This window comes from Paenibacillus sp. FSL L8-0436 (assembly GCF_038593025.1).
Classification (GTDB): domain Bacteria; phylum Bacillota; class Bacilli; order Paenibacillales; family Paenibacillaceae; genus Paenibacillus_AQ.
In genome coordinates, this window is sequence record NZ_CP151955.1 from 6571052 (window position 1) to 6593675 (window position 22624).

A 22624-nucleotide genomic window follows, 5' to 3' on the forward strand; every position below is an offset into this window, starting at 1 on the left:
CCTCCGTCAAGAAAGTGGACACTAAAAAATGAAATTAGGCTGATTTTCGTTTGAATCTAGCTGCAAACTGAACCGGCGATACGTAGCCCAGAGCACCATGGATTCGCTTGCGGTTATAAAAAAATTCAATGTACTGGTAGATGCCATCATAGGCTTGTTTCTTCGTTTTGAATCGGGTACAGTACACAAACTCTTTTTTCAATAGGCTGTGAAAAGATTCAATACAAGCATTGTCGTAGCAGTTGCCTTTACGGCTCATGCTGGCCTTCATGCGGTATTTCACCAAACGTTTACGGTAGTCGGCTGAGGCATACTGTGAGCCTCGATCCGAATGGTGAATGAGACCTTTCTTTGGGCGTTTGGCCTTGTAGGCGTCTTCTAGAGCGCCCATTACCAGATCTGTGGTCATCCGGTCGTCCAGCCGCCAGCCTACGATTTCCCGGGTGCATAGGTCAAGCACGCTGGCAAGGTACATCCGTCCTTCCCGGCAGGGAATGTAGGTGATATCCGCGACCCATGTTTGATTTGGCTTTTCGGTGGAGAATTGTTGGTTTAGCAGATTAGGTGCAACCGGTAAGGTGTGGTTGGAGTCGGTCGTGTTTACGCGGAATTTCTTTGCTACACAGGAGCGCAAGCCCAGCTCTCTCATGTATTTCCCTACGGTACGCTCACTGATCTTGTAGCCTTCGCGCTGGAGAAGAATCGTGATTTTAGGACTGCCGTAGCAGCCTCCTGTATCGTCAAAATGATAGGTAATTCGCTGAAGAAGCAACGCCTTTCGGGTCGCTTGTGGGCTTGGTTTTGCCGTTCTCCATTTGTAATAGCCGCTCCGCGATACCTCAAGGACACTGCACATCTTCTCCACACGAAACCGGGAGCGATGATCTTCGATGAACTGAAATCTCAGTTCTTTGGATTGCTGAAGATGTGCACTGCTTTTTTTACGATGGCCATTTCCTCCGCCATATCGGCTAGTTGCTGTTCTTTTTCCCGCAACTGTCGTTCCAGTTCTCGTACCCTTTCGGCGCTGGCCACGGGCTCGTCTGGGAACTGCCGGAACTTGCCCAGCCATTGATGCAGGGTTTTAGCGGGGATATCCAGCTCCTGGGCCAGTTCCGCCACCGTCTTGGTCTGCTCCTGGATGTACTTTACCGTCTGTTTTTTAAATTCATCATTGTAGCTTTTTCGTGTTCCACTCATGTGGACACCTCCTCGTTAATCTCATTATTCCTGTTCTCTTAACGAGTGTCCACTTTTAACTCTAACAGCAATTATTTCGTATCTTTCAGATAACGTTATATTCAAAAGTTCATAGAATTATCCAACTCATAAAATATTCGAGAAACGATTGAACTATCCTGCCCGTTAATGAGGCGCCCGCCAGTCTAATACTTTATTTTATTTGGTCACTGACTACAATCCCTACTAAAAAAACAGCCCCGATGACCTAAAAAAGCATCATCGGGACTGTTGTAGAAGTTCCACACATTTTTTACTGGTTCCATAGTTTTTTAACTAGTTCCAGACTTTTTTACTGGTTCCAGACTTTTTTACTGGTTCCAGACTTTTTTACTGGTTCCACACTTTTTATCACGAAACAAAGTGTTCAGAGAAAATAAAGTATTAGACTCGAGTTGTTGATCTGACGCGGTTTTTTGGTTACAAAATCGTCAGGTATTGAGAAATAAGTTTTAGACTGACTATTTAATCTTAACGATGTCCACTTTTAAAACAATAAATAAAGTTTTAGACTGTTTATGAATTCAAACGTTTGTTGAGCTTGTGTATCTTTCTATAACCTCAATATCCGATGAAGTTAATCCATAGATATTGTACACTATTCGGTTTGCTATTTCTTCATATCGCTGCATATCTTTATCACTGCTGCAGTTTTCTATTTGCTCTACAACCCTTACCAAATCTTTAAAATCTTTACTTGAGTGAGATTTAACAATAATAGGATAATTCTTCATAGTTCCCGTTTGAAATCTAAACTTGTGAGAATGAATTTTATTAGGGTTATATTTCTTATGGAAGAACTCTATAACTTTACTATTTAAAATACCAATGAAATATCTATAATATTTAATATTCTTGTCTCTCTTTAGAGTAATACCATATATAGTTCCATTACAAAAGAATCCTTCCTTGTCTAGTACAAAGGTACATCTTGAAGCTATATCTGGAGTGATAATTTTAATTTGTTCAAAAACATTAAAAGATACAGGAACCCATAACTCATACCATTTTTTCTTACTTTCTTTAAAGTATTCTCTCGATTCAAGATTAGACTTATGAATATTCAAATACTCTTCGATATTTGGGTAATCAGCAAGTTGGACGGGGAGCATCCCATGTTCAGTTTTACGATATGGATAAATTATATTAGTATCTGTAGATTTTTTGTTACCTGTCCAATTCACAGACCATCGTTTTAGATTAATGCCTCTTAGCAATGGATGAATAAGGCTTTTTTCCAGCATTTTTTCCTGCACAAATTTATTTGTAACAGGCTTACAATATACATCATCCGCAGTCGTCTTTATGCCAACAAAAATATTAGCTAAATCACCTAACTTTTCAGTTATATTATTTTCTTTTATTTTTATAAATACTTCTTCTGAGTTTGAATCTGCATACCGCCAGTTGTCAGATATATCAACAACTCCAATAGTTTCTACTTTAAAAGCTGAATCATCTCCTATTCTCACTGTGTTTAAAATAGGTGTGTGTGTGCCCGTATGCTTTCGAAAGAAGAAGGTCGATGAGAGAACAGCTGCATCAAAAGGATAAATTTCCCTTAAGTCAAGAACTAATAATAGACTTGAGTTTGTTCTTGCAAAATCTCTAATACCTTTTCCATAAGCAGAAGTCATAAACATATCGGAACAAATAATGGCTATATATCCATTGGATTTCGCAAGAAGAATTGCTTTCTCAATAAAGATTGTATACAAGTCATATCTTCCTGTACACGACATATACTTGGCTGCAATAAGTTCTCGACTCTGTAAATCAATTGATTGATATCTTAAGAATGGGGGATTAGTAATTACAACATCAAAGCTATTTTCTTTTAGCAACTCACTTTCAGTTAATAGACTATTAAAATTATAGATAGGTAATAAAAAATCACTTTTGAATATTATCCCATTTTTTATTAACTCCATCATTATTCGTACCTTTGAAATTACACAAGCTATTTCTTGGATATCAACACCAACAATAAATTTCCCGTCGCTAAGTTTATTCATAAATTCTTCTGATGAACCTGTAAAATCTCTAATTCCCCTTCTTAAAACTTCGATTAAGAAATTACCAGAACCACAAGCTGGATCAATAACTCTTAGATCATAAACTTTTCTAATCTTATCTTCCCTTAAATCAAGAAGTTGATGAACAACATACTCAACCAAATCAGTTCTTGTGTAATGTTCCCCCATACTCTTTCGATGAGAGTCTGTAGAACATAATAAATATATACTTCCTAAAATATCTTCATTTGAAAGTATAGGAGGGTTATTAATTAACCAATGTATGATCTCAATATTACTTTTGTCGTGTACATCTACCGAATAAAAAATTTCTTTATTAATATTATTTATAACTTCTTTTTTTAACAACTTTAAGTCAAGTTGGGTAATCGTTTTTGACCAAGAGTTTAATGCATTGAATTGATTAAAATATGCCACTAAATACATCTGACAAAAATTTTTTATTTTTTCCGGCCCAAGTTTTTTTATGAACGTACACGCTTCAATTATATATTCTGATACATTGGAGTTTTTTTGAAGTTTAATCACTTATGTTACCTCACAGATGTCCTCAATTGATATTTCTAACTTATCAACAAAATTATTAAAAATGTTTTCCACACATAATATTATTTTCTTCTCTGAACAATTCCACAAAAGTGATCGATGTATATTTTCTTCAGATTCTTTATTAAAATATGAGACCACTATAAATCCATCAAAAATATCGCAGTAACTAGAAGATATTTTTAATGGTGTTTCTTTAACTACCTTTGTAAATTCTCTAGAATTACGTTTAGATTCAATAGGAATAATAAATTCCTTCCCAGTATCCGTATTTCTAACTAATAGTAAACAATCAATGTCTCTTGTTGCTTTCTGAGGGGCTTTTTCAGATAACAAATCAAATTGACAATCCACCTTCATTTCGACAATTTGTAAGATATACTCAGACTCTTCCCATTTCTTACGTATAGAATTCAAAGCCTCTTCTACAAAATGTTGATGCCAATATGATCTTATATAATAAAGTAGATCATGATGAGTTGAAAAAATCCTTGTATATTGTGCTTGCTGTATTCTTTTGGGGTCTGTTTTATTTTGTTCCTTATAAATGGTGCCGGTAGATAATCCAAACCACACCATATTTGACATGTCATTCTTATCCACACGATAATATGGCAAAAGAAATTTCACTATATTCTTATCCTCTGCCAGATTAGTGTATTCCTTTTCCGATAAGTAACCTTTATCACATAACTTAGATAAAAGTTTCATCATGTTTTCTCCTGATGAAGTACTTTTAGAGGTTTTAAGAAATTGCTTCATTAAGTCATTATCAGCGATAAAAGAATCAGTTGTGCGATAACCACTTGATGTTTTACGATTCATTAAAAGATTCCATTTTAAGTTATTTTTAAAGAGTATTTCACTATATTGTTCTTTAAATCTATCTATTATTACTTTTATAATGTCATATTGGAATGCTTTAATACGAACGTGGAAACCTGTTTCTCTCTTCATGTATCCAATAAAACACACACCATATAACATATCCAAACAAAAAATAGCTACATTTTTCATACGTATGTCATGAATAAGTGGCATTTTCGAATCAAAATTGTATTCTAAATTTTCAAAATGATTATGCTCAAGATCATATTCGTGGACCCTACCAATTATTTGTAGGAAATCAATAAATTCTTCCTCGGTTAGCGTGGCGTCCTCTATAATTAGATCAAAAATTAACTCTTCAGATTCTGTTATTTTCAATTCGAAAATCTCTTCATCTGGATCAATAGAGGGATTATTTTTAATTATTTCTTGCATAATATAAGATTCTAATTGGTGAATCTCAGTATAATTAGGTTTATTGCTCTCTTCAAAAAGTGCTATATTATTTATAACAGTCCTTACTTTTAATCCACATATAGTTATTTGATTCTCAAATTCAACGTCATAGTCACATCTTAACTCTAATAATACCCATCTATTCTTCATTTGTATTCCTCACATCAAAAGAAATACTTTCAAACATCGGATTCACTCTTTGAAGTAACTCTTTTTTCATTTCATCATTATCTACTAACCTTAACGCCAATAAGTCATACATGTAGCTTTCTTCTATACCCATGTCGATAATATCGGAGTGAAGTTCCATTGAATCAATTAAACTTTTATTTCTTGATTCATATGAGTAAACAAAACAAAATTTAGGCATGAACAAATAATCTTCTGGATTTAAGCTATCTTTCAACCTTAAACAATCATCGAATTTTCCAACCAGTATACTACCACTTTTTGCAATCGAGATATAGAATATGAATGGATACTCATTATCTTTTAACGCTTCTATTCTTGATACGTCATCAGGCTGCTCTGTTAATTTTGCTATACTGAAACCTTTCTCTTTTAAAACTATCTCCAGCGCAGATTTCAATTTAGATCTTTTTAATTTTACTTTAGTATCCTCCCAATCTTGACGAGCATAACTTATTATAGTGCTATAAGAATTATCAACATTGTCTGCTTGGATTGGTTGTGGTAATACTTCCTCGAAATTTAGTGAGAACAGGTCTAATTGTTCTGTTGATATAGCCTTTTTAGGTGGGTTATATGGTCTATTCTCTCTAAATTCATCAAGTATCTTTATAAGATTTGAAACTGCTTTTCTGTAGTTAATAGCATGTGTTACTTCCAATCTTCTTAAGAGTAATTTTGGAATTTCTAAAAAAACTTCTGGTGTTACTTTATAATTATAAGCCTTTTCATATCGGACTATAAGATGGGTCAGCAATTGTTTTAGGTTATCATTAGTTAGTCTAAATGGGTCAAGTTCAACAATATTAGCTTCCAATCTAGTCCACATAGCCGTCTCAATATTTTCTTCTTTCTTGTTCCCCTTAGCATATTGCTCCGTAAAAGCCGCTATAAATGAGACCCTTTTATACTGGGGGCCCGCCATATCATAAAATTGTTTGAAGCTTTGAAAAAATATATTTCTTGCTCCGGAAGGAAGACCATAAGCATGTTCGAACTCATCTAATATAATTATAAGTAACGTATCTTCCCCTGAATAATTAGTAAATAATTGCACTACTTTGAGATAATCTTGAGTGGTTAGTTCAGTTATTTCTAATAGCTTTAACTCTGTCTTCCCATAACTATTTCCCAACACACGGATTGAAGCAGATTCAGCTTCAGGACTAGTATGTAATTTATATAAGATTTTCGCCAATTCATCAGAAACATCAAGTTCCTTTCGAATTGTATCGAGATTATCGTCAATGTTGTTTCCAAGAGGACCAGGTAATACATTTTTCGCTAACAAATTAAATGCTCTCCGAAACTCCCTGTAATATCTTGCAAATATTTCAGATACAACCGTTTTTATGAAGTTTCGTTTAAAACGTTCCGTTTCTTCTACTCGTAATTTAATTATAAAGAATTCATTCGGGTTTCTTTTAAAATGGGAGTAAATATGATTCAAAAAGTGAGTTTTCCCATCACCTATTACACCTTTTAGAACGATACATGAAAAGGCATCCTCGCGAAGAGAATGCTTTAATTTTGATCTAATTTGAGATTTCGCATCTTGTTGATTTAAAAAGAAGGTGGGTTGTTCTGGTGGCTGAGTGTTTCTCATTGCATTAATTTCAACACCACAATTTTCATCCGTCAAATTATCAGTGTTATAATCTTCAAATAATTTATCAATATGTTGTAAGCTGAAATCCTTCATAATAAGCCCCCATTAAAATAAAGTATCCTCTTCAGTAATATGACTTAACAATTTTATAAAATAATAGTTAGTACCATTTATCTCATGATATCCTAACCCTGCAAATTCTACATTTGCAGTAGTAAAGGAAACATTTCTAGAAAGGATAATATCGGAATATAGAGATTGAATGAATTTTTGGAATTGCTCAGTCGAAGAGCACTGTTGCTTCTTTATCATATAATCTCGCATTGAGGTTATTGCTATGGCTTCTCCGAAATTTCCATGACTTAAATCAAAGTAACTCTCTTGTAATGCTTTAATAAATTCGCGATAAAGAAGATAACTCTCAAATGGATTTAAACCCTGGAAATTAATATCAATACAACAACTCACTAAACGTTTGATAGCGTAAATTTTTTCTCTTCCCGTAGCCAACTTTTCACGTTGGTATCCAATTGAATACAATGCATTTAGTAATTCCGGGTTATCTAATTCCATAAAATCCTTAATTGTGTATAGATCGTTACATAATCTAAAAAGGTCATTCTTCTTATATATAAAAAACAATAGCAACTGACTTAAATTTTTATTCATATCTAAATATAATTGAGTCTCTGAAGAGAGCATAATATTTTTGTATCCAGACAAAACACCTAAATCTCTAAGATTTCGAATTGTTATTTCTGATCTTGAATTCCTTTTACCGTATAGCTTCTCAACTAAAGAAACTGCCTCAATCTTATTTATGGGTTGCACCTTTTCAATCAGGTGCAATAGTTGAGTCAGTTGAGTCAGACTTTGCGGGAATTCGTAAAGAGGATACATTCTCAATTTTTCCACCCCCTAGGTTACATCGATAATCCAAGTTTATCGATGTAACGGCTCAGTGTCAATAAAATGTCTTCTCTTATTAGTTTATTCACAATATCCCTTCACTATATGCAATTTCAGATAAGATTTATCAAATTCAATAAAAACAATAAGAATTCTTATCCATTCAAAAGCATTACTCTCAAGTTATTTTTTTGTAAATCCTGATTGCCCACTCTTTAATGGTATCATTTCCATAATGCTTAACCTTCTCAATCTCCATTCCATTACAACGATCAAGAACATACTGATCCCAATGCCCGCTTTTTTCAATCAAACCTTCAAGAAGTAACTTGATGTTTTGCTCGATTTTCTTAAGTGATAACTCCTGATTAGGCTTAAGAATCAGTGTAGAGATTGACCAGTTATCCGGTCTCGCCACCTCAATGATATATGCTGTAGAAGTTACACTTACAACCTGAACAACAGCACATGTACGGCGTGATCCATTAGGGCAAGTAGAGAAGCGCTTCCCATGGGGAATTCTTAATACAGATAAGTTGATCTTAGCGGACATTGTTTCCTTAAGTGCTTGAATCATTTCAAAGAATGGTTCCAGACCCCAAGCCTCAGTCATAGGTATCGTTTCAAGTGTCTGAAAATCAATAGGAGGCGTATCACCGCCAACAGCAGAATCCTGTGTGCTTACTTCTTCTAATGGACCTGAGTTCTTCCCGCCTCTGCCAGTTGTAAATATAGTGTCACTTCCTGTATTTGAACGTTTTTTATTTTGCTTTCTAGTCGTCACTACTGGAGAGTTGGAGAACCGCATAAAAGTAGGTGGGGCTTCTAATACATCTTGATTGTTATCCTCTTTTGCATCCTTGCTGTCATCATTCAATATGTACTCATCATTATCGTGCTTTGAGGTTAAACGCACATGTTTATCCCCGTTTCCGGTTTCAATCTGTTTTTTTGATGGATGCCAAAAAATGATATTCTTATGCGGATGCCTAAATCCACTGAACCCAATAATCTCTTTTACCAGAATATAATCAAAAACTTTTTCTCCACGTACATACATCTCAATAGGCCCAAGATTAGGTAAGTCCACATTTAAAGGAACTCCTTTCTTTAGAGCAGCGTTGGGATTCTGCGGAGAACTCTTGATTGCCTGACTGAAGATATGCTGATGTACAGAGTCCCACATAGCTCTTACTCTGACATCACTATATATCCATGACATATGCTGCGCATTACTTTCTGTAGCTAATCTCTGTGGGACACGTTTACTCATGTCAAAATACAACGTTTCATCGTTAACTTCACTTCTATCTACAAGAAGCTCTAATCCATGTGGCTGAAGTAATTGAATTGCTAAATTTCTTGAATTTATAAACATTGCTCGAATAAATTCAATGACCGGAATACAATATGTAAGCCGATCTGCTTTAAATTGAATAATGTTCTGCAATCCGAGTTCAGGGTTATTCCCAAAATCAATTAGACGTTTAGGCAGTTTAAATCCATTGGTTACGATACCTTGATTGAAATTACTAATAGATAAGCGATAAGGCGATCCACTTATGGGTTTCACCGGATCATATTTCCCATCCATATATAACTGTCCAATACGTAAATTAGGGATGGTACCCCATGGATATGAGACAATTTCTGTACTCATGGTTGCCGTTCGGAAAGCAACTTTGATCTTCCAATTTCCATGGTAATCCATATGCGGAGAGCCAAACCAAAATAGTTCAGCCTCCTGATTTCCAGATAATGTAGGTCTCAGAGTTAATGATGCCATTGTATCACCTCAGTAGTCGAAAGAGGGGCTATATCCGAGTTACTACCAATACATCGGTTAATTTCATTTTCAACAGCTTCAAGATAGCCTGGTCGAAGTCCAGCCTTCTTTACAAGTTTCCACTTTTTCAATGGCCATTCACCCCACATTTGTTCAGCAGCCCAACGCACCCGTCTACACTGAAACTGAGCAGTTGATTCGAGATAGTTGTTCAAAATGCCTATCGTTATTGGCAACTTATCTTTATGCTTTTCGAGCATGCTTAGTTTCCCAATTCGCTTACCAACTACTGAAACACGGATTCTAACCGGTTTATTATTACTCGCAAGTAATTCCTTACATACATCCTCAATCTGATAACTCAGTTCCAAATCGCGCTTTTCCCAATTAACACGTGCCTTTTTGCCTTCCTTAGAATGCAGTGATTTTGACGATGTAATCTTCTTTATCCGATTCACTTTCAATTTGCTTCTTTGTTCCATAACTGCAAAAGTAGAATATTTAATAACCGTATTTGTATCCACGCCAAGCGCTCTTGCTGTTGAACGACAGGAGAGACCTGCATGCAGACATTCGTGAAGCTTGCTTAACCAGATAGCTCCAAAAGACTTAACTCTACCTTTATGAAATTTATCCTCTTCATTCTGATCCGGCCCACGTCTTGAATAGGAGTATCCACATTCGCATACAAATGTTCCAACAGGTCGCCCAGTATCAGAGCAGCGAGTGACCACACAACTCTGTATGATAGCCTCCTTATAGTGCTCTGATGCCTTATTTAAGCAGGGCCAGGGGCTTTTACCGAATGGACTATGGACTTCCAACGATTGCTCGATAAAAGCTTTAAATGAACCATATAGAAAGTGTATGAGGAGTATCTGGCGTAAAGGATGAACTGTATATCTCATTGATCTTGTAGCACTTGCCAACCAAGTGTGGTCATCCTGTTTTGGGATACTTTCAAGTTTGTCTAGCAGATCATACCCATAGAACGTGATGAATCGTTCTCTTAATTCCTTTTGTCTTATTCTTTCAGCTGGAGTCAAAAGACCTAGTTCAGACAAGCGTGACAGCAACAAGGATTTAGAATTATATAATCCTCGTTCTTCTTTCATCTGAAGGAGCGTTTGAACATCCTTTGCAATGGCTAATAAGCGTTCAAAAGTCTTATAAGATATGTTCTCTAAAACAGGTATTGAGTGGAACATCCTTCTCGAAATAGGAAGAACAGTAAGACCATGTCGTTCCGAAACTGGATAAGTCATTTGATGAAGAATATCCCCGTGTTTGGGGCAAACCCATACACCAGGGAGTTGATGGATTCTATGCCAAAAGGGCTCACCGTATTGTTGAACATCTTCGTCAAAACAAGAAGGACAGAAGTGTAGTTTGTTATCCCGATCAAATGTGCTGGCTGTAATTCCGACCAGTGTATGTATTCCTGAGCCATCCTCACTCTCCATTAATTTACGCAATAGTAGGGCTCGATCCCTTGGCATAAATGGTGCGTAGAACGGATAGAATGTATGCTCATCAATCCAATGATCAACCGGTATATCCTTAACAATATTTCTACGAGAAAGTTCACCTATATGGCTAGGCAGGTCAATCGTTGCAATAACATTTTCAGTCCCGAATGTATCTCTGAGTGTCCATTTGGGACTGCTGTTGTTTGATCTAAGATGATAACGGGCAACGATACTATACAGAAGTTCGTCCGGATACGGAATTGGCAATTCGCATCGTCTATTCATCAACACACAACCTTATCCGAGGAACTCCAAAGGATTTTTAATATACCCAGCTACTTTAAGCGCATCGTAGTTTGATTTCTGGTGTTTCTTTCCTTGGGCAGTAATTACTCGTAAGTCATTTGGCTCTGTGGGCAACACTTTAGGCTTGTTCTTTCTACTTGGCTCTGACGACTTATTTGAGGCTGCTCTTTGCTTCAACAACACTAGTCTCAATGCTTCCTTGTGAAGATCCACCGTATCTGCCTCTTGCATATATTTCTGTGTTACTTCTTTCGATGAACTAAGAGCAATAGAAGACTCAAAGCCGGCATCTACAAGCCATGCACTTAACTCATTCACAGTCTGTTCCGCAATGTCGTAACCAAGTTCTGTCCGGATCACTTCCAAGCGCTCAGCTTGCCGTTGTTCGGCTTCTATTCGATCCAGGTAGTCATCGATAGAAACACTGTCGTAAATGTCGGCAAACTTTTGAATCTGCACTTTTTTCCCAGAGCGTAAAGCCTCCAACGCAGGCCGTATCAAGGTTAATCGGTCTTTGGCTACAGAACGAATTAATTCCGGTGTAATTTGCTTAATTCCTTTATCTAAGGCTCTCCATTGTGTCAGCATGAACAGTTTAATAGCAATATCCGAAATCCCCTGAGACTCGTCATACATCACATCAATAAATTCCGGGTTTAATGCAGCCTGGATGTCTGTCCATTGGTATTTCCAAAGACCTTGTAATAGCCACTCCCATTCATCATCTTTCTTGAAGTGATGCCAAGTGGCATCCCCCTGACCACTATTGCGCCGGGCATTTCGAAACTCTCCGTTCAAGGCAGGAAGAGCTTTATAGGTTCCAACAAGGATTACCGGCAAGCCAATTGTGTTAACTAATTGAACAAAGAAATTGAGCATTTGTGCTGCGCGGTCATCTTTAGCTTCCTGCAAATTTTGAATTTCATCTATGACGAGCACCCCAAGGCAATGTACGGCCGCAGCCTGTGCCATTATAGGCAATAACTCGTCCGGATTCCTTGTTGAATTCTTCTTGTAATATCTTGTTCCAACCAAACTATCTACAGCCAGAAGAAAGTTAAGACATAATCCTCTTATCGAACCATCATGCGGGCAATCCATCTTTAGCCAGACTATCTGATAGGGCGCAGGCATATCTTGACCTTGATACTTCCGGTGCAATATTACTTGCGGATACATTTGTAGAATACGCAATAGACTACTGGATTTACCAATCCCCGAAATTCCAACTAAAGCAAAACCAGCTGAGGTTGGTGTATTGACTGGATACCCGGTTGTATTACCCTGCATAATCAGCTCATAGGCATCCTTACGAGCTCTAAAGGCATAATTAGGAGTGAGAGGATTACGTCCTACATAGCCATCTCTAATTAGTCTGGAGATGCTCTGCTGTAACTCTAAATGCCTGGTTAAAGGCCTGAAAAAATCACGCGAGATTCGCTGAATACAGTGTAATCGGAGATGAATCGGCAAATCACGCTCTGAAGCATGGAAGATAGGCTTTGAAGCCAATTTATTAACAACCGTTTTATCATCCCATATCGGTGGAAGTGCCTCTAACAATGGGTTATTTCGATAGTCCTCCAGTAATGGATCTTGATAATCTGCCTCCATGAAGTTACCACGACTGAATTGAAATAATGGAACATCAAATTCACTCATCTTCATCATCCTCTTCATGCAAATAGGCTTTTATCTTCGAGAGATTATCAGCTGGGGGAATGTATGCTTGTTTCTTGTCAGCAGTTTCATCACTTTTTAGCGGTACTACATTATTACTTGAGCCTTTCTGGGCTTCAGCTTGTTCCGATAACTGAAAAGCCTCATGTTCACGATTAGCCATTCTTTCGGTAGTGCGACGCTGCCTTGTTCCTTTCACACGCTGATTGTTACTTTCTTCGCTTTGCTTAATGGCTTCATTTGTCTTCTTCGCTGCCATTTCGACAATCGCCTTCGTTTGCGCATCAAGCTCAATTTTGGAGAGCATGTTATTCACATCCTGATGCCGCCCTTGATATCTCTCTATCTCTAATAAATCTTCAACTTCCTCAAATCTTTTATTAAAGTATCTTTCTTCACGTTCTAGCAGGGTACATGTTTCGAATCGATGGCCGTTATCCAGCCATAAATATATCTCATTAGTCGAGCGGGGGTCGAAGCATACTTTAACCCGCCACGTTTTACCCGCCCTTGCCTTTACAAACCACTGCTCCCGCATCGCCAGGTCCGATCCGTAATGTACACCTTTGAACTGAATGCCAGAAGCAGTAACAGTCGCTTCACCTTGAAGCATTAGGTTTAGCTTTACGATATGATCTGGCTGCTTTTTAAGGCGTCCATTTCGATTAACTATCCCCCAGTTCCATATTTCTCTCGGGATAGGCAATACCTCATCAGCCACCATAAACTCATTACGGTCGTACCACCGCATATGATGATCATTATTATGATAAAGAATGTTATGAATCATAATCTGAGTAAATTCACGAAGAGTCAATTTTGCATCCAGGCGATAATCCCGTTCTCCACGCTCTCTAAAGCGTTCTTTAATTGCACCTGGGATAAATCGTATACTTCGCAGGTTCGCTAGTCGGAACTGCTGCTCCACGATCCCTTTCCAATCTGCTCGATAGGGAGGAGCGTTCTCGACATCTACGCCCAGAACATCAATAAGCTGGCTTGGCCTGGTTCCTTCAAGTTCTCCACGGTCAGCTGTTAGTTTTTGCGGCAAGTGGCTGCTCAGCCAGTCTTCTGGATCAATATTAATACCATATTGTGCACAGTAATTCACTTTATCTGTTGTGGTATTTGCTAATGCCATCATCGCACCAACCCAGCTTGGTCCTTCTAGACCGATGTAAACCCCTGCAATATATCGACTAAACACGTCTATCACAATGTAGATAATAGGTCTCCCGATAATCCATTCCCGGCGATATTCGCTGACCAAATATACATCTGCTACAGTAGCATCAATTTGAAAACGGGAACCTGGACCAAAACTTTCGTAAGTGGAACTGCCAAGAATGGGGCGGTAATCTAGTGAGAACCTCTTTTTTCCATGCCTGCTTGTAATCGTATCTTCCAAATTCATTTCTTTGTTGAACCAATATTTGTATTGTCCGAAAGTAGGCAGCTTATCTGGAGGTGGAAGAACCGGGATAAACGCTTGTCCCTCTTGCCTGAATCCGGACGCAAAGAATTTTTCTAGTGTCTTCTGATAAGCATGCTTAAGAGGAGATTTGTCTTTATTGTTATAAAATAGCCGAATTCCTGATCGCAGCAACTGTTTGATTTCTTCATCGATATTAATACCTACAGGTTCATCCTCAAATTTCCTCGGGCGGCCTCGTTTACTCTCTTTAGCTGCTCTGTCGTTCCCAACATTTCCGCAATTATTAAAATGGGGTAATAGAGCATTTTTCATCTTGCCACCTTGCCAATATCTGCGCAGATAGCGATAAATGGTACTTTTATGTATTCCTGTTCTTGCTTGTACTTCCCTGATCTTCAACCCTCTAAATCCCTTTTCGAAGCAATCCGGTTCATCTTTTACAATATCTTTAATCGCGTCCCATGATTTATCACGAATAAGTAAATGTTCACTATTTATATCAGAATCTAACAAGGGAATGTTATCATTGATCCAATCAACTTGCTTTAGCAAATCCGCCTTAAAAGCCGCAGTATATTCAGAGTAGGTTCTCATATTAGGGAAAGCTTTTTCATCTCCCATTACAATGCAACAGAGCAGATCATCGGCAGGTGACATCCACAAAATACGTTCAACACAACGTTCTTCGGAATCAGAAGATTTCCATTCCACAACCATATTTTCATAAAGTAATTGCAATGTATTCACCCGCCTTTTGCTAATTTCTCTTCTGTTACATTTATCATGAAATCCTTCGCAGGATGCGATGGGATAATTCTTTCATTCATATTTACAGACCACATTTTCCGGGCTATAAAGTGACGAAACAGAGCTAATGACGTTCCTATCTCTAATCCGAGTTGTTCATCGCAGGTGGAGCAACCTCTTGCTATGTTTTCTCCAGAACTTAAACGCTCGGAAAGTATCTTCTGTAGATTTTGAATAACGAAAATACCTAATTCAGCAACATCTTCATTGTCATATTCTTTGTGTACCCACTCAATATTTCTAATCAGAATATCAGGCAAGTCCAGGTCGGTAATAACTCCCCAATCCACATGGCGTTCTGCCCAATAAACTCGCTCTATTTCAAATTTTGCAATCGTGCGTTCATTTTCCAATTCAGAAAATGGTTTTACCGTTCTGGCATATTGCTTATCTTTGTAGGTAACTATAAAATCAGTCGTCATCACAATAGCAACGCCCGTTTTGGGATCAGCAGGATGTTTCACACCTATTCTTTCAGCTATCAATTTTGTTTCTTCCAAGGGGAGAAGAGGGAACTGCTCACGAATATCCGATACATCATTTGAGTAATCTAGCAAATAGCAGTAGTCACGTTCAATATCAGAAAGAAGCTCATGTCTTCGGCCAGTTGTCCAGCCCACCCCACGAGTGGCTCTGCCTTCCGAGGGAACATCTTGAACCCGAAGCCAGGGAATATAGTCTTTGCCTGTTCCTTGACCTCTTCCTTCTTTAATAAAACGATCAATTTTCGCTTCAGTGACTTCCCGTTTTCGCTTGGCCATTATGAATCACCCCTTAATCAAAAAAAATGAGACTGCCCGAAGGCAGCCTCAATTAGAGTCATGTTGTATATTCTGGATGTCAGTTCTGTAGACAGTTGAAGAGCTTCTAGTAGTAGTATTACCGAATCCGTCAGTCTAATACTTTATTTTCCCAGTCTACAACTTTATTTTCTCAGTCTAATACTTTATTTTTCGAGTCTAATACTTTATTTTTCAGTCTAATACTTTATTTTCTTCTGACACAAAGAATTCTTATCAAACCCTCTATTACTCCACCGTAACGCTCTTCGCCAGGTTACGTGGTTTATCCACATCGTGGCCCAGGGCCAGCGAAGCGTAGTAAGCCAGCAATTGCAGTGTTACTACGGACAAAGCAGATGTCAGCAGCGGCAGGGTCTTAGGAATCACGAATGCCTGATCTACCGATCTCAGCAGGTCGGTTACATGCTCTTCATGAGTGATTGCCAGCACGTCTGCGCCGCGGGCTTTCACTTCTTTGATGTTGCTGACGGTTTTCTCCAGAACGGATTCCTGGGTGGCCAAGGCAATGACTGGAACGCCTTCTTCGATCAGTGCCAGGGTACCATGCTTCAGCTCACCCGCAGCATAAGCTTCGGAGTGAATGTAGGAGATTTCTTTCAGCTTCAGCGAGCCTTCCTGAGCTACCGCATAGTCTACGCCGCGGCCGATGAAGAACAGGTGTTTGTGCTCGGAGATTTGCTCAGCATAGGTTTTGATGGCTTCTTTCTGTGCCAGAATTTCTTCCACTTGCTCAGGCAGTGCCTGCATAGCGGCGAGAATCTCGGCAACCTGTGCTTCGCTTTGTGTTTCGCGTACTTCAGCCAGATACAGACCAAGCAAAGTGAACGCGATAATCTGCGAAGTATATGCCTTAGTGGACGCTACAGCGATTTCCGGTCCAGCCAGTGTCACAAGCACGTCATTGGCTTCACGGGCGATGGAGCTGCCCACTACGTTGGTGATTGCCAGTACATGCGCACCGTTTGCTTGACCTTCACGCAAAGCAGCCAGTGTATCAGCAGTCTCACCGGATTGGCTGACTACGATGACCAGTGTTTCCGGTGTTACGATTGGTGAACGGTAACGGTATTCTGATGCGATATCATTCTCTACTGGGATACGAACCAGGGATTCAATCAGGCTACGTCCAACCAGCCCCGCATTGTAGGCTGTACCGCAAGCAACGATCTGGATGTTGCGGATATTCTTGATTTGCTCAACGGTCAGGTTCAATTCCGGCAAAATAACCTTGTTGCCTTCGGCATTCATACGGCCGCGCATAGTGTCGCGGTAAGCCTTAGGCTGCTCGTGAATTTCTTTCAGCATGAAATGCTCATAACCGCCTTTTTCTGCGGTAACTGCATCCCAATCGACAGTAATCATTTCCCGAGAAATAAAGTTGCCTTCAATCGTCATCAGTTCGACAGCATCCCGTGTTAATACAGCCATTTCGCCGTCGTTCAAAATATATACGTTGCGGGTGTATTCCAGCAGTGCCGGAATATCAGATCCGATAAAGTTTTCGCCTTCGCCAAGGCCGATAATCAGCGGGCTGGCTTGACGCACAGCTACCAATTTATCCGGCTCATATTCAGTCAGAACACCCAGTGCAAACGCACCGCGCATGAAAGTGATCGCTTTTTGAACAGCTTTTACGATATCTCCTTCATATTCACGGGCGATCAGGTGGGAAATAACCTCTGTATCTGTTTCGGAAGTGAAGTGGCATCCGCCGGCAATCAGCTCTTCTTTAAGGTCCAGGTAGTTTTCGACAATCCCATTGTGAACTACCGAGAACTTCTGGCTTTCATCGGTGTGAGGATGGGAGTTCTCATCAGAAGGTTTACCATGAGTCGCCCAGCGGGTGTGCCCGATTCCGGCACTCCCTGTCAGCGGAGTGGTTTCAAGTCTCGACTCCAGGTTTGCCATACGGCCCTGAGCCTTCACGACCTGCAGTCCTTCCTTGGTAAATACGGCAATACCTGCCGAATCATAACCACGGTACTCCAACTTCTTCAATCCTTCAACCAAGATCCCCTGCGAATTCTGATTACCAATATATCCTACAATACCACACATTATATTTTCCCCCGTCCATTTTATCGTAATGTGGGCGGCATAAGGAAAGAAACGTGCCGTGCGGCATGTTACTTGAGAAAAAGCAAATATTCTGTTGTAGTCATAAGTCCAACAAAATAAACCTGTCACCTGCTAGGTGTTCATGAAATGCACAGTCTTCTCCTCTGCCGCAGCAGACCTCTGTTTACTTTCCAGATCGCACATACCCATGAAATAACATTTCTAATTTGCACCCATAGTCGCGTTGTAAGAGTGGTCGCCCGCTCATTTTCCGCTTCCATTTACGGCTCTGGTGCATCACCGGGAGGTCCCCGCCGAACATTTCGAACGCCTCCACCTCGTCAGCTTACATCTGCCGTGATCCGTTCAAGCCTTGCCCTGATTGGCATCTTGCAGGCTTTCCCTTCTCCCCCGCGCAAGATCAAGCTCTGGCGCTTGCTATTGCTGTAACCTTACTATCCCCGCTTTCCTTCTGGAATGACACTTAATCATTATATGCACCTTACATCACTTTGGCAATGCTATAACTCGTGAAACCTTTTGGAACGCTTCAACAAACTGGATATATTGATCAGGAAGCCGGTGAATAAATCTGTCGATTGCATCCACCGGCTGCCAGTAGAAATAACAAATTAGACCAATTCGCGCTGTACTACATCAACAATCTGACCGACAAAAAGATCCAGTTCAGCCTTATCCGGTCCTTCCGCCATTACACGGATAAGCGGTTCGGTTCCGGAAGGACGTACCAGCACACGGCCATTATCGCCAAGCTTGCCTTCTACCTCATTAATCGCCGCTTCAATTGCCGGATTATTAGGGTAGTTGGTCTTATCCTGCACACGTACATTCACAAGCACCTGCGGATATTTGGTCATCATTGATTTCAGCGCACTCAGCTTCTTCCCTGAGGCCTTCATCGTATCCACCAGCTGAATCGCCGTGAGAATACCGTCTCCGGTTGTATTATAGTCGAGGAAAATGACATGTCCGGACTGCTCTCCGCCCAGGTTGTATCCTCCGCGGCGCATTTCTTCCATCACATAACGGTCGCCGACAGCCGTCTTGGCTGTATTCAGCGATAATTTCTCAGTCGCTTTGTAGAAACCGATATTACTCATTACTGTAGAGACAATAGTTCCATCCTTCAGCTTACCTGCACGGTTCATGGCATCTCCGCAGATGCAAAGGATAAAGTCACCGTCAACCTCGTCGCCCTTCTCGTCGATGGCAATCAGGCGGTCAGCATCCCCGTCAAAGGCAAGTCCTAAATCCGCACCTTGGCGCAGTACTTCCTCACGCAAGGTTTCAGGGTGGGTGGAACCGAAGCCATCATTAATGTTCAGCCCGTCAGGCTCTGCTCCAATGGCAATGACCTCGGCGCCAAGCTCTCTGAATAGCCGCGGGGCCAGCTCATACGCTGCACCGTGAGCGCAATCAAGCACCACTTTGATTCCTTTGAAGCTTTGGGAAATGGTTGTCTTCAAATATTCCAGATAAAGATATTTAGCATCGTTATCTACCGTAACTGTACCTAAGCCAGATCCAACAGGACGGGGCAGCTCATCCTTCTCCGCATCCATCAGTTCTTCAATCCGCAGTTCCGTCTCGTCAGTCAGCTTGAAGCCGTCTCCGCCAAAAAATTTAATGCCGTTATCCTCCACCGGATTATGTGACGCAGAGATCATGACGCCCGCATCGGCCTTAAGCAATCTTGTAATATATGCAACAGCAGGTGTACTCACTACACCCAGACGTATAACATGGGCCCCAATGGACAACAGGCCGGCTACAAGCGCCGATTCCAGCAATGGACCGGAAATCCGTGTATCCATCCCTATGACTACCTTAGGCTTCTCTACGTTACCCGCAAGCACATACCCTCCGCAGCGGCCAATACTGTAGGCCATTTCTGCTGTTAATTCCCGGTTTGCAACTCCGCGTACACCATCTGTTCCGAAATACTTACCCATCTTTATTTCTCCTTTGATTACGCTGCTTTAGCTTAATAAATTATTGTATGAAAGTTTAATTATTCCGTGTACCAAAATACATCTAAATAGACGTATTCCAGTTTAAAAAGTTACGTTCCGCCTGTGCTTCCGGCATTATTGCTGTTCCCGTTGCCAGTGGGGATACTGCTGCTCTCTGCCGTACTCTCAGTCGGGGACGGTGTGGGCGTGGCTGCACTATCGCCGTTGTGAGAGGGGGAGGGCTCGGCAGTAATTTCTTCACCGGCAGCGGGCTCAGAACTCGGCTCAGGGGTGACTGCCGTCTCGGTAGCTGGCGCCTCCGAACTTTCTGGCGTTGAAGGTACTTGCAGATCCACTGTTGCTGTAAGCGGCTGAGCGGAATTCACCAGCGAGATGAACCTTGGCAGTGAGACCTGAAGGGTTATCTGATGAACACCGGCGGCATAACCGCCGACATCAGCGACCACACTGATATTGTCCTGATCCAGTTGATCCAGCAGGGTAGGTGCCCCGGATACAGTCAGTGACACAGTTTTGCTGGACGGATCCGTCATCAGGGCTGTAAGTCCGTTGGCCACCCCTTGCAGCTTAATGGGAACCGCCTCAATCGTCCGCTGGGCAATTTCTGCGGTCGTCACCGACACCTTTACCGTTCCCGGATCGACCTTCGTGGCTCCCTCAGGAGGCTTAAGCTCCAGTGGCAGCTGCTGTGTACCCGCAGAAGTGATAGAACTTAAATCCAGGGTCGCCTCATAGGAGGACAGCCCTGCCAGCACCTCCTTGTTCCCAAACACATTCACCGCATCGACCTCAGGAGTTACCCTGGATACGACGAGGGAGCCGGGAAGCTGACCGCTGAAGCTAATATCCAGCGGCAAGCTTTTGAAAGGCAGGGTGATCGGCAGTTCCACGGATACGGAAGCAGGCTCGATCACTGCATCTTCTATTTCCTTGCCGCTGCTGTCATAGGCATACAACTTTAGTTTCTTCTCTTTGAAGGTTTCACTTTCGCCATCCAGCTCGATGATCCCCTGCACCTTAGCCACCCTGCTCAGCTCGCTGTCAGCCAGCGTAACCTCAGCCGTCTCCGGCTGAATCACCGGGGTGCCGACCTGATAGCCCGCCGCCGGCTCGCCCTTCGTACTTATTGTGACCGGAAATGACTTTGTAGTCCGCAGTTCCACATGCACATTCACTTGTTTAGGCTCCATGGATTCATACAGCACCCCGCTGGGCAGCGAATAGTTTAGCGGCAGCGTTGTATCCCCCGGCTGTAATCCGCTTAAATCCACCGAAACCTTATAGGCATCCGACAACTTAAAGTTAAGGTCGGATCTTTTGCCCCGAACCTCCAGCCTTACGCTGTCAACGTCCATGGTGTAGATATACTTTTCGTCATCAAATCCGCTTCTCGCTATCTTAACATTCTCAATGATTTTCGATTCAGTATTAACCGTAGTCTGGTTCGTAGGCTCCGTATCCACATGTACAATGGTCCATAAAATCACACCGAAGACAAGCGCAAGAATTTTGTTGAAGTTATTGTTCTTCATCCACTTATCCATTGCTCTTGCCCCCTCTCCGTTTCCAGAAAGCAGAACTTTTCTCCTTCAGCGGGGAAGTCGCACTAAGCTCCTGGTGCAGCTTCGAGATGAGCGATTCTTCCTTAATGTCCCTCACAATTTGCCCGTTAATCGCCAGCGAAATTTGCCCGGTCTCTTCGGAGACCACAACAGACACAGAATCCGCGACTTCGCTGATCCCAATGGCCGCCCTGTGACGTGTCCCCAGCTCCTTGCTGATGAACGGATTCTCCGACAACGGCAAATAACAAGCTGCGGCAGCGATTTGACCATCCTGCATAATCAGCGCACCGTCATGCAGCGGGGTGTTGGGAATGAAAATATTGATCAGCAGCTCAGAGCTGACAACAGAACGCATCGGAATGCCGGATTCAGTAAATTCATTAAGTCCAGTCGCCCTTTCGAAGACAATTAAGGCCCCTATCTTTCGCTGGGATAAATAATTCATGGCTTTAATGACTTCACCGATTAATTTACTGACTTCCTCATCATTCTCCGAGGTTCGTCCAAAAAATTTGCCCCGTCCAAGCTGCTCCAGTCCCCTTCGCAGTTCAGGCTGAAAGATAATAAAGATCGCAAAGATCCCAAAGGTATAAATCTGATTCATCAGCCATTTCAGGGTATACAAATCCAGCAGGGTGCTCAGCGCCCAAATAATAACCAGCACCAATATCCCCTTCAGGAGTTGAACCGCCCGCGTTCCGCGAACCATATTGAGCACTTTATAAATAATATAACTGACAATCAGAATATCGATTATATCTTTAATGGACTCTTTCCATGTAAGGTCAGTAAAATAACTCATTGCCTAAAACCCCCGTCATTTCATATTAGCTGGGTTTATGTAAAATGTCTGTAAGTTCTGTATCAATATCTAGGTTATAACGTTCACGCTCAGGTTGCAAGTTTAGG

The 22624-nt window shown here is 41.0% G+C and carries 15 protein-coding genes; all 15 read right to left on the minus strand.

Annotation, left to right across the window (positions count from 1 at the left end; genetic code table 11):
• Window positions 1-34 precede the first annotated feature (34 nt).
• A complete protein-coding gene (locus NSS79_RS30325) occupies window positions 35-907 on the minus strand; it encodes an IS3 family transposase (protein ID WP_342440469.1) in 873 nt (290 codons plus the stop codon).
• The gene (locus NSS79_RS30330) at window positions 904-1200 is read right to left on the minus strand and encodes a transposase (RefSeq protein WP_340893796.1); all 297 of its coding nucleotides are present in this window, start codon (window positions 1198-1200) and stop codon (window positions 904-906) included. The genes NSS79_RS30325 and NSS79_RS30330 overlap by 4 nt, the downstream gene beginning before the upstream one ends.
• Before the next feature lie 563 nt (window positions 1201-1763).
• The gene (locus NSS79_RS30335; RefSeq protein ID WP_342437308.1) at window positions 1764-3803 is read right to left on the minus strand and encodes an N-6 DNA methylase; all 2040 of its coding nucleotides are present in this window, start codon (window positions 3801-3803) and stop codon (window positions 1764-1766) included.
• Entirely contained in the window at window positions 3804-5255 is a 1452-nt protein-coding gene (locus NSS79_RS30340; protein ID WP_342437309.1) for a hypothetical protein, read from the minus strand.
• Window positions 5245-6996, minus strand: coding sequence for a BREX system ATP-binding domain-containing protein (locus tag NSS79_RS30345; RefSeq protein ID WP_342437310.1), 1752 nt, complete (start codon window positions 6994-6996; stop codon window positions 5245-5247). Before NSS79_RS30345 ends, NSS79_RS30340 begins: the two co-directional genes overlap by 11 nt.
• 12 nt (window positions 6997-7008) lie before the next feature.
• Window positions 7009-7809 (minus strand): hypothetical protein, encoded by an 801-nt coding sequence (locus tag NSS79_RS30350; protein ID WP_342437311.1) that lies wholly within the window; start codon window positions 7807-7809, stop codon window positions 7009-7011.
• A gap of 181 nt (window positions 7810-7990) precedes the next feature.
• Window positions 7991-9598 carry a Tn7-like element transposition protein TnsE gene (locus tag NSS79_RS30355; RefSeq protein WP_342437312.1) on the minus strand — a complete coding sequence of 536 codons (1608 nt, stop codon included), beginning with the start codon at window positions 9596-9598 and terminating at the stop codon, window positions 7991-7993.
• A complete protein-coding gene (locus NSS79_RS30360) occupies window positions 9586-11352 on the minus strand; it encodes a TnsD family Tn7-like transposition protein (RefSeq protein WP_342437313.1) in 1767 nt (588 codons plus the stop codon). The genes NSS79_RS30355 and NSS79_RS30360 overlap by 13 nt, the downstream gene beginning before the upstream one ends.
• A gap of 12 nt (window positions 11353-11364) precedes the next feature.
• Entirely contained in the window at window positions 11365-13035 is a 1671-nt protein-coding gene (locus NSS79_RS30365; protein ID WP_342437314.1) for an ATP-binding protein, read from the minus strand.
• Window positions 13028-15226, minus strand: coding sequence for a Mu transposase C-terminal domain-containing protein (locus NSS79_RS30370; RefSeq protein ID WP_342437315.1), 2199 nt, complete (start codon window positions 15224-15226; stop codon window positions 13028-13030). Before NSS79_RS30370 ends, NSS79_RS30365 begins: the two co-directional genes overlap by 8 nt.
• 5 nt (window positions 15227-15231) lie before the next feature.
• A complete protein-coding gene (locus NSS79_RS30375) occupies window positions 15232-16056 on the minus strand; it encodes a TnsA endonuclease N-terminal domain-containing protein (protein ID WP_342437316.1) in 825 nt (274 codons plus the stop codon).
• A gap of 267 nt (window positions 16057-16323) precedes the next feature.
• Window positions 16324-18156, minus strand: a complete 1833-nt coding sequence (gene glmS / locus NSS79_RS30380; protein ID WP_342437317.1) for a glutamine--fructose-6-phosphate transaminase (isomerizing) — start codon at window positions 18154-18156, stop codon at window positions 16324-16326.
• Window positions 18157-18788: 632 nt separating this feature from the next.
• Window positions 18789-20129, minus strand: a complete 1341-nt coding sequence (gene glmM, locus NSS79_RS30385) for a phosphoglucosamine mutase (RefSeq protein WP_342437318.1) — start codon at window positions 20127-20129, stop codon at window positions 18789-18791.
• A 110-nt stretch (window positions 20130-20239) separates the two neighbouring features.
• The gene (locus NSS79_RS30390; protein ID WP_342437319.1) at window positions 20240-21694 is read right to left on the minus strand and encodes a CdaR family protein; all 1455 of its coding nucleotides are present in this window, start codon (window positions 21692-21694) and stop codon (window positions 20240-20242) included.
• On the minus strand, window positions 21687-22517 hold the full coding sequence (cdaA, locus tag NSS79_RS30395; protein ID WP_038596954.1) for a diadenylate cyclase CdaA: 831 nt from the start codon (window positions 22515-22517) through the stop codon (window positions 21687-21689). Before cdaA ends, NSS79_RS30390 begins: the two co-directional genes overlap by 8 nt.
• Window positions 22518-22624 lie beyond the last annotated feature (107 nt).